This window comes from Corynebacterium sp., assembly GCF_030532715.1.
In the GTDB taxonomy this organism is placed as follows: Bacteria; Actinomycetota; Actinomycetes; order Mycobacteriales; family Mycobacteriaceae; genus Corynebacterium.
The window spans coordinates 216,775-231,245 of sequence record NZ_JAUNKO010000002.1 but is presented as its reverse complement, the minus strand read 5'-3'; the positions used below and the strand labels follow the sequence as shown (position 1 = coordinate 231,245).

At 59.2% G+C, this 14,471-nt stretch carries 14 protein-coding genes; 8 read left to right on the top strand and 6 right to left on the bottom strand.

Features of this window, described 5'->3' with window-relative positions:
* Positions 1-21: 21 nt before the first annotated feature.
* From Q4D83_RS04160 to Q4D83_RS04145, 4 genes are all read left to right on the top strand, one after another.
* Entirely contained in the window at positions 22-2,751 is a 2,730-nt protein-coding gene (locus tag Q4D83_RS04160; RefSeq protein WP_303173242.1) for a cation-translocating P-type ATPase, read from the top strand.
* 24 nt (positions 2,752-2,775) lie between these two features.
* Entirely contained in the window at positions 2,776-3,699 is a 924-nt protein-coding gene (locus Q4D83_RS04155) for a DUF808 domain-containing protein (RefSeq protein WP_303173240.1), read from the top strand.
* 101 nt (positions 3,700-3,800) lie between these two features.
* On the top strand, positions 3,801-5,411 hold the full coding sequence (locus Q4D83_RS04150; RefSeq protein ID WP_303173239.1) for an inorganic phosphate transporter: 1,611 nt from the start codon (positions 3,801-3,803) through the stop codon (positions 5,409-5,411).
* A gap of 58 nt (positions 5,412-5,469) precedes the next feature.
* The gene (locus tag Q4D83_RS04145) at positions 5,470-6,012 is read left to right on the top strand and encodes a hypothetical protein (RefSeq protein WP_303173237.1); all 543 of its coding nucleotides are present in this window, start codon (positions 5,470-5,472) and stop codon (positions 6,010-6,012) included.
* Here Q4D83_RS04145 and zupT read toward each other — a convergent pair.
* Genes zupT through Q4D83_RS04130 form a run of 3 tightly spaced genes read right to left on the bottom strand, consistent with a single transcriptional unit; the run spans position 6,009 to position 8,545 of the window.
* Positions 6,009-6,779 carry a zinc transporter ZupT gene (gene zupT, locus Q4D83_RS04140; protein WP_303173235.1) on the bottom strand — a complete coding sequence of 257 codons (771 nt, stop codon included), beginning with the start codon at positions 6,777-6,779 and terminating at the stop codon, positions 6,009-6,011. The two genes, Q4D83_RS04145 and zupT, sit on opposite strands and share 4 nt — an antisense overlap.
* A 22-nt stretch (positions 6,780-6,801) precedes the next feature.
* Positions 6,802-7,764: an arsenic resistance protein gene (locus Q4D83_RS04135; protein ID WP_303173232.1), complete on the bottom strand. Its 963-nt coding sequence runs from the start codon at positions 7,762-7,764 to the stop codon at positions 6,802-6,804.
* Between the two features lie 55 nt (positions 7,765-7,819).
* Positions 7,820-8,545, bottom strand: coding sequence for an adenylate/guanylate cyclase domain-containing protein (locus Q4D83_RS04130; RefSeq protein ID WP_303173231.1), 726 nt, complete (start codon positions 8,543-8,545; stop codon positions 7,820-7,822).
* On the opposite strand from Q4D83_RS04130, the gene Q4D83_RS04125 reads away from it, so the two are divergent.
* Positions 8,544-8,672 carry a hypothetical protein gene (locus Q4D83_RS04125; protein WP_303173228.1) on the top strand — a complete coding sequence of 43 codons (129 nt, stop codon included), beginning with the start codon at positions 8,544-8,546 and terminating at the stop codon, positions 8,670-8,672. The two genes, Q4D83_RS04130 and Q4D83_RS04125, sit on opposite strands and share 2 nt — an antisense overlap.
* 13 nt (positions 8,673-8,685) lie before the next feature.
* Here Q4D83_RS04125 and Q4D83_RS04120 read toward each other — a convergent pair whose 3' ends face one another.
* Complete coding sequence (locus tag Q4D83_RS04120; protein ID WP_303173226.1) at positions 8,686-9,300, bottom strand: YdcF family protein; 615 nt, start codon at positions 9,298-9,300, stop codon at positions 8,686-8,688.
* Between the two features lie 271 nt (positions 9,301-9,571).
* Between Q4D83_RS04120 and Q4D83_RS04115 the strand changes: the two genes are divergently transcribed.
* Both Q4D83_RS04115 and Q4D83_RS04110 read left to right on the top strand, forming a co-directional pair.
* Positions 9,572-10,624: a Tat pathway signal sequence gene (locus tag Q4D83_RS04115; protein WP_303173225.1), complete on the top strand. Its 1,053-nt coding sequence runs from the start codon at positions 9,572-9,574 to the stop codon at positions 10,622-10,624.
* A gap of 75 nt (positions 10,625-10,699) precedes the next feature.
* Positions 10,700-11,329, top strand: a complete 630-nt coding sequence (locus Q4D83_RS04110; protein ID WP_303173223.1) for an HAD family hydrolase — start codon at positions 10,700-10,702, stop codon at positions 11,327-11,329.
* A gap of 166 nt (positions 11,330-11,495) precedes the next feature.
* Here Q4D83_RS04110 and Q4D83_RS04105 read toward each other — a convergent pair whose 3' ends face one another.
* The gene (locus tag Q4D83_RS04105) at positions 11,496-11,879 is read right to left on the bottom strand and encodes a hypothetical protein (protein WP_303173222.1); all 384 of its coding nucleotides are present in this window, start codon (positions 11,877-11,879) and stop codon (positions 11,496-11,498) included.
* A 157-nt stretch (positions 11,880-12,036) separates the two neighbouring features.
* Complete coding sequence (locus tag Q4D83_RS04100) at positions 12,037-13,620, bottom strand: hypothetical protein (protein ID WP_303173221.1); 1,584 nt, start codon at positions 13,618-13,620, stop codon at positions 12,037-12,039.
* A 419-nt stretch (positions 13,621-14,039) separates the two neighbouring features.
* On the opposite strand from Q4D83_RS04100, the gene Q4D83_RS04095 reads away from it, so the two are divergent.
* Positions 14,040-14,462: a helix-turn-helix domain-containing protein gene (locus Q4D83_RS04095; RefSeq protein ID WP_303173220.1), complete on the top strand. Its 423-nt coding sequence runs from the start codon at positions 14,040-14,042 to the stop codon at positions 14,460-14,462.
* Positions 14,463-14,471 lie beyond the last annotated feature (9 nt).

Sequence of the window (14,471 nt, the reverse complement as noted above, 5' to 3'; positions counted from 1 at the left end):
GGCGGACCTACCATGGGGGTTATGCCGCACGCAGAACCTTTTACCCTCGATGCTGGCGACGTTTCCGCAGCATTGGGCGTGGACACACACAAAGGGCTGGATTCCGAGGCCGCCGCCAAGCGGCTTGCCCAACACGGGCCCAACGAGCTCCGCGCGAAAAAGCCGGTACCGCTGTGGCGCAAAGTGCTCAAACAGTTTCAGGATCCGCTGGTGTACCTGTTGTTCGTAGCCATGGGTATTGCCCTGGCCGCGTGGTGGGCGGAAGGCGGGCACGGTTGGCCGGTGGATACGGTGGTCATTGGCATCATCGTGATCGCGAACGCGGCGCTGGGGTATTCGCAGGAGGCGAAGGCGGAGTCTGCGGTGGCGGCGTTGGCGTCGATGACGGCGGCGACGTCGACAGTATTGCGCAACGGCCGCCAAGCCCAAGTGCCGTCGGCGGAATTGGTGCCGGGCGACGTATTGCTGCTCGCGGAGGGTGACGCCGTGGGTGCCGACGCCCGGCTGGTCACCGCCGCCGGGTTAACGGTGCAGGAAGCCTCACTCACCGGCGAATCGTTGGCCAGTACGAAAGACCCGCAAACGTTGGCGGGGACGGTCGCTTTGGGGGACCGCGCCAACATGGTGTTTAAGGGCACGGCGGTGGTCCAAGGCGTGGGTACCGCCGTGGTGACGGCGACGGGCATGGACACCGAAATGGGCTCGATCGCGGACATGCTGGAAAGCACCGCGCAGGAGGAAAGCCCCCTGGAAAAGGAAATCGCACGGGTGTCCAAACTATTAGGCGTGCTCGTGGTGGTGATCGCAGTAGTGGTGATGGCCACGCTCGCGCTGCTCTACCAGGCGTCCAGCGCTGAGGATTGGGTCAACATTCTGCTGCTTGGAGTCTCGCTCGCGGTGGCCGCCGTGCCCGAGGGCCTGCCCGCGATCCTGTCGCTGGTGTTGGCGATTGGCGTGCAGCATTTGGCGCGCCGCAACGCCATTATGAAGCACCTGCACTCGGTGGAAACCTTGGGGGCGGCGAGCGTGATTTGCTCCGACAAGACCGGTACACTGACCCGCAACGAAATGACCATCCAGCGGGTGCTCACCGCCGCGGGTGAGGTGCGGCTCACCGGCATCGGCTACGATCCGACGGACGGGGCGGCGTCCGGGTCCCCCACTGCGCTCGCCTTGGCGCGCGACGTTGTGTTCGGCGGGGCGGTAGCCAACAACGCGCAGCTCGACGCCGACGGTATTGTTGGGGACCCGACCGAAGCCGCGTTCCTCGTCGCGTGGCCGAAGCTTTGCGACGACCGCGACCCCTCCAGCGTGCCGCGCGACGCCGAGATTCCATTCTCCTCGGACCGCAAAATGATGTCGGTGCGCGCCGGGGACACCGTGTTTTCCAAGGGGGCACCGGATGTCTTGGCGCAGCGTTGCACCCGCCTGCGCACCACCGAAGGCGACGTTGCGTTCAGCGCCGAACACCGCCAGCACTGGAACGAGACCATCGAAGAATTGTCCGCCCAGGGGTATCGCACCCTCGGGGTGGCCACCGGTGCCGCCGCCCCAGATTCGGACGCGCCCTTTGCAGAAGCGGATTTCACGCTGCTTGGGCTGGTGGCAATCATCGACCCGCCGCGCACGGAGGCGATGGAAGCCTTGGCGCAAGCGCACAGCGCGGGGATCCGCACGCTCATGATCACCGGCGACCACCCCGCCACCGCGCAGAAAATCGCCCTGGAGTTGGGCCTGACCAGCACCGACCGCGCCCTCTCCGGCACGGAGTTGGACGCGTTGGGCGAGGCGGAGTTCAACCAAGCGGTGCGTGAGGTGGACGTGTACGCACGGGTCACCCCGGCGCACAAGTTGCGCATTGTGGATACCCTGCAGGCGCAAGGCGCGGTGGTTGCCATGACCGGCGACGGTGTCAACGACGCCCCCGCGCTGAAAAGTGCGGATATCGGGGTGGCCATGGGGATCACCGGCACGGAGGTGACAAAGGAAGCCGCCACAATGATCCTGGCTGACGATAACTACGCCACGATCGTCGCCGCCGTGCGCCGCGGGCGCGGGATTTTTGACAACATTACGAAATTCCTCCGCTACCTGCTCAGCTCCAATATGGGCGAGGTGGTTACCGTGTTTTTCGGCGTGGTGCTGGCCACCTGGCTGGGGTTGCGCCAGCCCGGTTCGGAGGAAGTGGCGCTGCCGCTGCTGGCCACGCAAATCTTATGGATCAACCTGGTCACGGATTCGGGGCCGGCGTTGGCAATGGGCGTGGACCCGGCCGACGAAGACATTATGAAACGCGAACCGCGCGACCCGCGCCACCCGATTATTGACGCCGACATGTGGAAACGCGTCCTGTTTATCGGTGCCGTCATGGGCGCGGCCACGCTGCTCACCATTGATATGTTCCTGCCGGGTGGTTTCATTGCTGGCCACGATTCCTTGGACACGGCCCGCACCGCCGGCTTTACCACCCTCGTGTTCGCGCAACTCTTCAACGCTTTAAACGCGCGTTCGACCCTGCGTTCGGCGTTCCACCAGCTGTTTGATAACCACTGGCTATGGGCTTCCATCGCCGTTGCAGCAGCGCTCCAGGTCGCGGTGGTGAACGTGCCGCTGCTGCAAACCGCGTTCGGCACCACCGCCCTGTCCGGTGAGCAGTGGTGCGTTGCACTAGCGATGGCTTCTACCGTGCTGTGGGCGGAGGAGCTAGTGAAACTGGTGCGCCGAAGCTTGTACACTCTGTACAGCACATAACCGAACGAACACTGGAGCGTGACCATGCCCGGAGGACTTGCGGCACTACTCGACGATGTTGCCCTGATTGCAAAAACAGCCGCCGCCAGCGTTGATGATGTTGCCGCAGCCGCCGGACGTACCAGCGTCAAAGCCGCCGGCGTGGTGGTTGACGACGCCGCGGTAACCCCCCGCTACGTCCACGGCGTCACGCCCGCCCGCGAATTGCCCATCATTTGGCGCATCGCGAAAGGCTCGTTGTTCAACAAGCTGGTGATCATCCTGCCGGTGGCGTTGTTGCTGAGCTGGCTTGCCCCGTGGCTGCTCACGCCAATACTCATGTTGGGCGGCGCCTACCTCTGCTTCGAAGGATCCGAAAAGATAATCGAGAAGCTCACTGGCCATGGTGAGAAAGAAGAAACCGCGATCGAATCCGGCCCGGATGCGGAAAACAAGCTGGTCAAGGGCGCGGTGACCACGGACTTGATCCTCAGCGCGGAAATCATGGTGATTTCCCTCAATGAAATCGCCGCCGAATCCTTCGCCATGCGAGCCTCCGTGCTCATCGCCGTCGCGCTAGGCATTACCGCACTCGTGTACGGCGCGGTGGCCCTGCTAGTGAAAATGGACGACGTGGGCTTGAAGCTCGCGGCGCGGGATTCTGCGGGTGCGCAGGCGTTCGGCAGGGGGCTGGTGGCGGCCATGCCGAAGCTGCTCACCGCCATCGCCGTCATCGGCACCTTCGCCATGTTGTGGGTAGGCGGGCACATCTTGGTGGCTGGTGTCGCCGAGCTGGGCTGGCACGCCCCCTATGATTTCGTTCACCATATGACCGAGGCAGTCGCCCACCTCGGCGGCTTTGTGATGTGGCTGGTGGACACCTTCTTCTCCCTGATCGCCGGCGCAATCGTGGGGGTGATTATCGCGGGCGTGGTGCACGTAATCAAGCACCGAAAGCACGCACACTAGCTACGGCGGTCACAGGGAAATCTAATGTGTACTTTGCATGCATTAGACTTTTTACGTAACAGCCCGGACATTCCCAACATCCAACCGAGGACCGCAGCACCATGACGCAGGACACGCTGAGTTCACCGAGTGAAATCTCGGAACACAGAAACGAATCAGATTTCTGGTGGCACGTCACATTCGGAGCGTTATTAGCGGCAGCTGCGATCACGTTCATCCTGTGGGCATACGGTTCGATCGGTCAAACCACCCACTATTGGGTTTTGGGTTTGACCATTGTTTTTGGCTTGTTCATGGCCTTCAATATTGGCGGCAACGACGTAGCCAACTCCTTTGGCACAAGTGTCGGCGCCAAAACACTCACCATGAAACAGGCGCTCATTATTGCCGCAATTTTCGAAGTCGGCGGCGCCATCCTCGCCGGTGGTGAAGTCACGGAAACCGTGCGCAACGGCATTGTCGATCTGCACGGCGTAGCCCTCCAGCCCATGGACTTCGTGTTCATCATGATGGCGGCCCTGTTGGGCGCGGCGTTGTGGCTGCTCATCGCCACCCAAATGGGCTGGCCGGTGTCGACCACGCATTCTATTATCGGCGGTATCGTGGGGGCCGCCGTGACCATCGGGCACCGCACCGGCACCGGCGGATGGTCCATTGTGCACTGGGATCAAATTGGCGAAATCGCCCTATCCTGGATACTGTCCCCGCTGCTCGGCGGCATCGCCTCCTACATATTGTTTTCGGCGATCCAACGCGGCATTTTGGTGTACAACCAGCGCGCGGACGAGCAACTCCAGGTCATCCGCCAAGAGCGCATCGAACATAAGAAGCGCCACAAAGCATCCTTTGAACGTCTCAGCGAAATGCAGCAATTGGCGTACACCACCGCCATGGTCCGCGACGCGGAAATTTCCCGCCGCCAGGGCTTCAAACGCGAAGAATTGGAAAGCGATTACTTCCGCGAACTCTACGAGCTCGACGACCGGGAACAAAACGTCAACGCCTACCGCGCCTTGCAATTGTGGGTGCCGCTACTGGCCGCCTTGGGCGCAATGATGATCACCGCGATGATGCTGTTCAAGGGGCTAAAAAACCTGCACTTGAACATTGACAACGTGGGCAATGTGCTCATCATTGGCATGATTGGCGCTGGCGTGTGGATGGCTGTGCGTGTGTTTGCGCGCACGATCCGCAACATGGAGCTCAGCCGCGCGACATTCCTCATGTTCAGCTGGATGCAGGTGTTTACCGCCGCCGCGTTTGCGTTTTCCCACGGCTCCAATGATATTGCCAACGCCGTCGGCCCCATCGCCGCGATTCTCGACGTCCTGCAAACCAACGCCATCAACGCAAAAGCCTCCGTACCCGCCCCACTGCTGCTGTGCTGTGGTGTGGCCCTAGTATCTGGGTTGTGGTTTATTGGCCGCAAGGTCATCACCACGGTGGGGTCCGGCCTGACCCGCATCCACCCCGCCAGCGGCTTCGCCGCGGAACTTGGCGCCGCGACGGTGGTCATGGGAGCGTCCATGCTGGGCCTGCCGGTGTCCTCCACCCATATTCTTATCGGTGCGATTTTGGGCGTCGGCATGGTCACCCGCTCCGCGAACTGGCGTTTAATGAAGCCCATTGCGCTCGCATGGGTGATCACCATCCCCGCCGCTGCGGGCATTGGCGCGCTGGGCGTACTCATCCTACGCATGATGTTCGGCTAAGCCGCACGCCAAAAAATCCGATACACTGGCAACCGACTTTGCGGAAGGATGTTCGCGTATGCGTTTGATGCAGTGTTGCGTTGCCCTCGCGGTCGTCGGCTTAGCCGGGTGCTCAAACCTAGCCAGCGACCGCACAACAGTCCCCCTGGTGACGGATACCTCTACACCCGCCGTCGGCTTAACGCCCGCCCCGAAAGCAACCAGCAGCACCCCGAAATCCGAGGAGCTGGCGCGAACCTTGCAGGAAGTCCCCAGCGACACCTTCATTGCCAACGGCCTGCACACCTTGCGCTTTGACACCGGCGGCGACACAAACGGCTATTGCACCCTCATGGCGGATACCTTCACCTGCTCTGGGGTGCCGGAAGACGGCGGCGACACCAACGAAGTCAGCGTCGCGCCCGAGGGCATCACCTACCTCGTCGGTTCGGGCCCGCCCGCAGAACAGGAGCTTGTGTGCCTCAACCCCGGTGAATTCACCGAAGTAGAATCCGTACGCTGCTCCATGCTGGACGCCAGCACAATGATGTGCAGCGGCCCCGGCGGCACCATCAGCATCAACGGGCCCGAACACATTGTGCACGAACAAGCCGGGAATTAGCCTGCGAGCAGCAACAAACTCACGGCCATCACAGCCATACCGGCCACCAAACCATAGACCGCAATGTGATGGCGTCCCGTCGCCTGCGCGGTAGGCAGCAATTCATCAAGCGAAACGAACACCATTACGCCCGCCACCCCGGCGAGCACCACGCCCATCGTAATTGGGCTCAACCACGGCATCAGCAACGCAAACCCAACAAGCGCACCCAACGGTTCGGCAAGGCCGGAAACAAACGTCCACCCCAGCGCTTTCGCCCGCGACCCCGTGGCCTGCCGCAACGGCACCGCCACCGCCACGCCTTCCGGAATATTATGAATAGCAATCGCAGCCGCAATCGGCACCGCAATCGTCGGGTCCTCCAGCGCGGCAATAAACGTGGCAAAGCCCTCTGGGAAATTATGAATGGCAATAGCCAGGGCCGTCATCACACCCATGCGCATCAAGTTTCTTTGACGTGCGCCATCTGTGATCTGGGAAGGCTCGTGCGGGTTCATGGGTTCGGGCACCAACCGGTCAATCACCGCGATGAGCGCAACGCCAAGAAAGAACGCGAGCACAGCCAACGGCGACCCCGCTGACGACATTGCCTCCGGCAGAATCTCCACCAGCGACACATACAACATCACGCCAGCCGAAAACCCGAGCGAACCAGCGAGGAAGCCGTCGCTGGGGGTGCGCCGCAACACGCTGACAACGCCGCCGATGCCCGTGGACAATCCGGCAAGCAAAGTTAACGAAAACGCAAACCAAAAACCCGGGACCATGGACCACAGTGTAATACTTCGCCTATGCGGCCTCCGGCACCGCTCGGTCCACAATCAACGAGGGGAACACACGCACAAAAGTCACCATGCCCACCAGCTCCACCAACGTTTGCGTCACCACCACCAGCGCGGCAAAACTCAACGTGCCCGGAAGCGCCAACGCCAGCGGCAACACCACCAACGAATTCCGCGTGGAACTAGAAAATGCCAACGCTCGCCGCTCAGAAGCTGACTGGCCGGACCCCTTCCCTACAATGCACGCCAACACCGGCATGATCAGCAAAAATGCAACGTAAATTGGAATCACTCGCAACAACGAATCCAATTGCGCAAAGGCGGCTCCAAATTGGGAAGCCACCACCAAAAACAAGGTGAGCATCATGAGCGGCACCATGAGTGCCTCCATGAGTCGCTTCGTGTTGTGGGCGAACTCATTACCCTCCGCCAGCTGCGTCCCAATCGAAAGTAACAGCGGCACAATAATCAGCAGCAGAAACGCCTGAATAAACGGCCCCCATTGGATGGTGTCAATAATCTTCGCAGTGCCAAACAACGTAAGAAACACCGGTAAAAACACAATCTGCAACAACATGAGCAACGGGGTCGCGGCAAGAATCTTGTTCCAATTTCCGCGCGCGAGCCGAGTGAACACAATGACGTAATCCACACACGGTGTCAGCAACACCAACAGCACACCGATGAGCAAGGCTTGATCGTCAACAATGTGGCGCGTGAGCACAAACACCACACCAGGAACGGCCAAGAAATTCAACGCAAGCAGCGTCACCATAAAACGGACATCCGCAAAAGCCTGAGGCAAGCGGCGAAACGGGACTGCCAAAAACGTGGCGTACAACAGCAACATGAGTGACCACTGGATACCGGCCTCAAACATACCGCCGGGTAGCACATAGCCGACAGCTGCGCCAAGCAAAATCGCAAACACATAGAGCGATACCTGATTGCGCTCCAGCCACAACTCCATGATGACTCCCTGCCGTACACGTCCAGAAGACTCGGCAGCACCATGCAACCGAGCGTCAATCGTACTGAGCTAGCGTCCAAGCATTGATATATTCATCGACCACATTACCGTGCCAACACTCTGAACGTTCGTTCCAAGTAAGCCATTGTTGATTCACCGGGTCAAGGTTTTCATACACAGCTTCATCCACCAACAACGGATGATCCGCATGCGTCAGCGACGCCTGCGAAGCCAACGTAGCGGCCCGGTTAATCACCTCCCCGCTATACAACGCCGCACTATCCTCGGACGACATCGACAACGGCCAGTGCATGCAAATATCACCCCACGCCAGACCAAACCCAACCTCAATGGTGGGCAGATCGCGGCACTGCAACTCACGGTTCAAAATAATCACCATCGAATGCGCAACCCGCACACAATAAAACGCGCGATCAATGTCCTCCCGAGCCGGGGTGCGAAACACCGCCCACATCTTATCCCCCACCACATTCACATCCTGGCAATGCGTCTCCCCCGCACACACCGCAATCATCTCGCCCATAAAAGCGCTATAAAGCTTTGCAACTCCGGAAGAATCCATCACCAAAGGCAATTCCTGGGAGCCGCGAATATCCACAAACAACACCGCCGCAGTGGCCGCAACCCCTTTATAAAACGTCAATGCGCTGGGCGTCGGTAAACACTGCAACTCGGGGAACTCTAATTCCGTTTGGTCCAGAATCGTCCGGATTCGCTGCGCACCGTGCACAAAGTTATGCGCCTTAAACTCAGGTTCCATGACCGTGCGTCCCCTTGCTATCGCGTTGCCTACCTTGCATTCAATCTACGCCACCGGCACAAAAATACTGGTCAAAGCCGCGCCACTGGCGGGTCGTGTCGCCGTCAGCTCAGTTCCAAAACGCTAACCAAATAAGCCCATCAGCCCGACGCTGGGGAATCGGCGTACACGCCTAAGCGCACATTGCGTTGCATGCGCCAAATATCCCAAATCCCATAGACGGCGAAAAATAGTTTGCCCAGCGGCCACTCGCCAAAACGATAGTCGCCAGCCCGGACGACCCGGTTACTAAGTTCCGGATGGATTCTTTGCAAATACATTCGCGCCTTCAATGCGTGATGCGGGCTGGACACAAACTTTATCTGCCCAGCCTGCGCAATCAAAGGCACGGCGTTTTGGACGTTTTCCCAGGTAGTCATGGAACGCCCTTCCAGCGTGCAACGACCACGGTACCCAAGTTCCGTGACCGCGTAGCGCGCCATCAACTCCGCCTCAGAGACACCGGTGCCCACAGTGTCGCCGCCGCAAAACACAATCCAAGCGTCCTCAGGGGCGACCGAAACGGAGCGTAACGCGGCGCGCACACGCCACCGGTTTAAAGCGTTCGCCCGATGCGGATTTGCGTTGCGGTACCCGAGCACAATAACCACCTCGGGCCCCTGTTCAGGGGCACCCAGTCTCCGCCGGGAAACCCGCCAACTGATTGCCTCGCCCCACACGAGCAGGCCAGCAAACACAACAACGAACCATTTCATTGCGCGCGAATCACCAAACCAGCTTTGCCAAATGCGTTGAAAATACCGCAATCCGAATCACCCACCTGCCGGTTCTTCTCATCGACGCTCCCATTTCCTACCAAACAATAGCTGGTGCGTTACCGAATTGCGATGTTTACACGCGCCGAATCTATGCACGGAACTACACACACGAACGCACTGCATAGTTTCCAATGCTTAGCCATTCAGCACTTCATTCATTGCCCCCGCAACAACATCTAAATCGCGGATAAAATGCACATGACCCGCCATGCAAGCACAATGGGAAATCATGGGCCGATCCAAGCAATTCATCACATTCTTCGCTGTTACCGCCGCCATTATTCTCGTTGTAGGGACCACTGTATTCCTCACCATCAAGAACAATTCCAGCCCAAAACACATCGCCGTGCCCACGTCTGAAACCACACCGGAGGTTGCGGCGAATTCCCCTACGCAACACGCCGATCCCCCAGCGCCAATGCGCGGCGTGACATTGGATTCCATTGAACACTTGGATACTGCCGTACAGCTTTTGGAATCCAGCCCCGAGCAACTCACGGTTCGACTAGTCATGGACCCTGGCGAGAGCTTAGACGCCTACGACCGCGCAGTTGATGCCTTGGATCCGCACGTCTATGTAATGGCGCAGATCCTCGATTCGGAGGAAATGTCCAAATTCAGCGAGCAAGATGTCCGGAAACGCACGCAAGAAGCCGTTGACGCTATCGGCGATAAGGTTGATGTGTGGGAGGTTGGCAACGAACTCAACGGCGCCTGGGTGGGATCCTCCCCCGCAGAGATTAATTCGAAAGCAGCTGCGGCAAACGAGGTAATCAAACAAGCGGGCGGAAACACCGCCGTGACCTTAAATTATTGGTCCTCGCACAATTGTTATTCCCACGATTGGGAAGCCACCCTCCCGTACGCGCAACGTATGCCCGAAAGCCTGCGAAATGCGGACTACGTTTTCCTCTCCATTTACGAAACCGCGTGCGATCCGCCACAACACCCCAGCGCTACAGATATTGCCAAAACACTGAATTCACTCGGTGAGATTTTCCCAAACGCGCGGCTTGGAATCGGCGAAACGGGGCTGCAAAACACCAGCGATGGCATGCCCAACGACGGCACATTGGCCCAAAAAGAAGCAATTGCAAACTATTACTACGGCATGCAATCCGATCTTGAGTCCGAAGTTGGCGAACGCTACGTGGGCGGCTATTTCTGGTGGTACTTCCATAACGACGCCGTACAACCTGCCGCCGAACATCAGGCCGAATCATTATGGCCGACCATTCGGAGGCTCACCGCAAACCTGTAGCTCGATAACGACGGTTGAGGTTGGGGCGCTCGGAAGCGGGCGCCGCAGCGCAACAATTTTTGCAACAATAAAAGTATGCGTCACATAATTTGGGATATGGGCGGAACCCTCATCAACACCTACCCTGAGGTTGACGGCGCACTGTGCGAGGCTGCGTTCGGAGATACCGAACCCGAGCACCTGCGGTACGTAAAAACCTTAACCCGCCACTCAATCGGACATGCCATCGAAACACTGTCGGCCGAATGCAATGTCGACCCGCAAACGCTGGAAGACGCCCACGCGCGGCTCAAGGAACGTTGGCGGACACACCCCGCGCCGGTCATGGACGGCGCCCGCGAAGTAATGGCACGTATCAGCGAACTCGGTGGTCTTAACTTGGTGGCCACGCACCGCGACCGCACCAGCGCATCAGACCTACTCCAAGCGCACAACCTCATCATGGATGACATGGTGTGCGCGCCGGACGGCCTAGAGCGCAAACCAAGTCCGGCCATGAACCTGCTGCTCGCGGAGCGCCATGACTTGAAACCCACCGAGATCCTGTGCGTCGGCGACCGCCCTATCGACGTCATTGCCGCGCGGGCCGCAGGCATGACAGCGGCCCTCCTCGTACGCCCCGGCACCTCCGTGACCCTGCCCGACGACGCCCCCGGCGCCCTCGTCGTCGCAAGTTTGCGCGACTTACTCACCCTCCTCGCTTGACGCGGGTTTCTACGTTGCCCACCCGGGAACCGCAAATTAATCCCCCACGGCCCGAGGAATCGCTTAGACACCGAAACTTCTCGGTGCAGCAGCGGCGTGGATAAAGCAAAACCTGCGGACCGTTGAAGCATTCTTGGTCCGCAGGTTGGTTCCACCGGTGACGGTATTATTTGCGAGTGATCACGGCTTGCTCGCGGAAGACCTGCCACTTGCCGGCTTCATTTTTGCGCAGCATGAGGTTGAACACGCTCTTGAACCTACCGCCGCCGGGTTCCATGGTGCGGGTGCCGATGACAAAGCCCAGGTCGCCGTGCACGTCAGCGACCAAGAATTCCACATCGGTTTTGATCGGCTTTTCGCCGGCCTCGCGGCGGCTGCGGAAAAATTCCATGTTCTGCTCGTAATCGAACCGAATCATTTTGTTTTGCGGCTGCACCATGATGGTTTGCAGGTCGGGTGCATACGCTTCGGCCAGTTCATCCACTCGGTAGTGGCAGCCAGCGTCGATCAAGTTGCTGACGGTCTGGACCAGTTCTTCGTTCAGGCTCATTCGTTATTCCTCAAAGCTGTCTCGGGTTACCTACAAGAGGATAGCGAGTTTCAGTAATCCCTGTCTTGTCGAGGCAACGCACCTCGCCCGACACGCCCCGCGAACAGCACAAATCAATGAATTGTGCGCATGGCAATACCCCCTAGCGCAACCGCGACTAATAGAAATCGACGCCGCGCAGCGCCACCGGATGCACTGGGGAACTGATCCGCACGTCAGTGATGTCGGCGGAAGTCACCCAGTCCGGCAACGGGGTACGAATAGTGCCAAGGCGATACGTTCCATTGCTAGTGTCCGTGGCGCGATTCACCAGCGCGGGCTGCGTAGCGTCCAGCTCCTGCACAAATTCGCGGCCGTCGCGCAGCCGTAGCGTCACTGTGAGCGGCGTGCCTGGGGCGTCGAAAGTTCCGGTGGGTGAAACGTGCAGCGCCATGCCGCGCGCGCCGCCAACGTTGACTTCGGCGTGAGCGTCGGTGAGTTGGTTCACTTCCGTTGCTATTTCCACCACACCCTGCTCCGGCAATTCGCAACGGTTTGCTACCGGCGTGGGGTCCATGGGGTCCGTGTGCACACAGATTATCGACGCCCCGCCCGCAACCGCCGCGAATGCCTCCGCCGCCACCTGCGCAAGCGCGCCAGGTGTTGCAGCTAACCAACGGGCCGGCACGTCCGCCACCGTGTTCGGTAAGGGCTGGTCGGCGCGGACGGGCAGCTCGGTAGGCTCGCCGCGCAAAGTCGCGTGAAGCCAATCCACCGCCAGGGTGGCTACAATGCGTTCGTGCTCGGCGGCATCCGGGCAATCGCGTTCTTCGCAGCCGATACGATCATCGGCACCCTGCTCGCTGGCGGCACGGTTGATCAGCGTGTGCCCCAGCCCCGGCACCGCCACCGTCGCGGCGGCGAATTGTCGCGGCTGCACCACGTAGTGCCCAAGCCACAGGTTAGCGGAGGCCCCAACGTCGCGGTCCTCCTCCCCAGTCACCGCAAGGTACGGTATTTCCGCAGGCCCGGGGCTAAAATGCGCAAGGTCGAAGGTATCGTAGGCGGGGCCGAAAGCAAACACCGATTTCACCGCGCCTGGGCCGAAAAGCTCCGCAGCGGGTTCCACCGCGGTGCCGGAACGAGAATGCAGCACAAGCCCCACCGCGTTCCTATCAACTGCCTGCGCAACTGGTCCACCGAGGGTGTTGTCCTCGAACGCATCGATAAATTTACCAACGATGTCTTTCCACATCGCGTGCTGGTTATAAGGCTGATCCACATCCGCGCCAACAAACACACCGCCAAGGTCCGGAATGACCACAGCGTAGCCCTCCTCAGCGAGCCGCTCCCCCAGGTACGTCATGCCTCGATCGAACCGGACTTCGCTTGAACCCTCGGGGCACGGGTATGCGAATGAACCGTTGTCACAATTCGGCGCGCGGAGGTGGCCAATAATCACCAGTGGAACTGGGCCGCTGGGCTGAGTAGGCAGCACCACCACGCCGCGCGCTGGGGCGCTGTAATTTCCAGTGCGTACATTGCCAAAGTCGACGTCGATAATCGTCGCCGTGCCCGCAGCGTTAGCAGTCTCCGTGCGCGGGGCGAGCTTCCTATCCGATGCCGCATGCGGACCGTCAGCCACCGGCTCGGCGGTCGTTGGCGAAGATTCAACACCCGCGCTGCACGCACCCAAACCAAACGCACAAGCAATGATCGCCACTGCGAACACCTGTTGGAAGCGACGCCGCCGCAACCTCATATCAAACCTCGACGCTCTCACAAAAAAGACCCAAATCCTCAGCCCTTGGGAAAAGCCCCATCAACACCCGAATCTTAATCCAGACGAGCACACGCAGCGCAGCCGGGCACCGTTCCACACCAGAAGCGCGTATCTTGAATTCGTTTTGTCAGTTTGTCAGTTAAGGTTCGGAATCGTGAGCAATCGCAACATGCACGGCAGCGAAAATAGGTTGAATGCTTCACCCATATTTTCAGCGCGAAACCCCAATCACTTGCTGGTAGATCTTGCTAGCGATCCAGCGCACCGAACAGTCAGAGCTTACCCGTGCACAACACCAGCAAGGGTTACACTTATAAGTGCAACACCGTAGGTTGGGTTACGCCAACGGCGAATCACGAATCGACGTGACCCACAAACTCGTTCTAGGAGGCGCCGCCATGGCCACAACAGTTCCAGGGAACAAGGCTGTCATGCTCACAAACGAAGAGCGGTTATCCATCACGCATTTCATCGATACTATCGGCGGCAATGCCGCATCACTGGTAGGCCCCCAAGGCGACGAAATGCCCGATGAACTCAAGAAGCTTCTCAAAACAATCCTGGATGCAGTTCAAAGTGGTCAGTCAATATCGATCTCCACGCTGCCTCAAGAAATAACCACAACAACTGCCGCTTCAATGCTGAATGTGTCACGCCCAACCGTGATGAAATACATTAGAAATGGACGCCTCAACTCGCGAAAAGTCGGATCCCACCACCGACTCAATTCACAGGAAGTCCTCGACCTACTTGAGGCGAAAAAACACGAGCAACGAAAAGCCGTGTTCGAATTGATTGATTTGGAAGAGTCACTCAATTAACGGACAGAA

Coding starts and splice junctions, on each gene's coding strand:
- Q4D83_RS04155 (WP_303173240.1), top strand. CDS start 2,776: ATGCCCGGAGGACTTGCGGCACTACTCGACGATGTTGCCCTGATTGCA.
- Q4D83_RS04110 (WP_303173223.1), top strand. CDS start 10,700: ATGCGTCACATAATTTGGGATATGGGCGGAACCCTCATCAACACCTAC.
- Q4D83_RS04100 (WP_303173221.1), bottom strand. CDS start 13,620: ATGAGGTTGCGGCGGCGTCGCTTCCAACAGGTGTTCGCAGTGGCGATC.
- Q4D83_RS04095 (WP_303173220.1), top strand. CDS start 14,040: ATGGCCACAACAGTTCCAGGGAACAAGGCTGTCATGCTCACAAACGAA.
- Q4D83_RS04115 (WP_303173225.1), top strand. CDS start 9,572: ATGCAAGCACAATGGGAAATCATGGGCCGATCCAAGCAATTCATCACA.
- Q4D83_RS04105 (WP_303173222.1), bottom strand. CDS start 11,879: ATGAGCCTGAACGAAGAACTGGTCCAGACCGTCAGCAACTTGATCGAC.
- zupT (WP_303173235.1), bottom strand. CDS start 6,779: ATGGTCCCGGGTTTTTGGTTTGCGTTTTCGTTAACTTTGCTTGCCGGA.
- Q4D83_RS04160 (WP_303173242.1), top strand. CDS start 22: ATGCCGCACGCAGAACCTTTTACCCTCGATGCTGGCGACGTTTCCGCA.
- Q4D83_RS04130 (WP_303173231.1), bottom strand. CDS start 8,545: ATGGAACCTGAGTTTAAGGCGCATAACTTTGTGCACGGTGCGCAGCGA.
- Q4D83_RS04125 (WP_303173228.1), top strand. CDS start 8,544: ATGACCGTGCGTCCCCTTGCTATCGCGTTGCCTACCTTGCATTCAATC.
- Q4D83_RS04145 (WP_303173237.1), top strand. CDS start 5,470: ATGCGTTTGATGCAGTGTTGCGTTGCCCTCGCGGTCGTCGGCTTAGCC.
- Q4D83_RS04150 (WP_303173239.1), top strand. CDS start 3,801: ATGACGCAGGACACGCTGAGTTCACCGAGTGAAATCTCGGAACACAGA.
- Q4D83_RS04135 (WP_303173232.1), bottom strand. CDS start 7,764: ATGGAGTTGTGGCTGGAGCGCAATCAGGTATCGCTCTATGTGTTTGCG.
- Q4D83_RS04120 (WP_303173226.1), bottom strand. CDS start 9,300: ATGAAATGGTTCGTTGTTGTGTTTGCTGGCCTGCTCGTGTGGGGCGAG.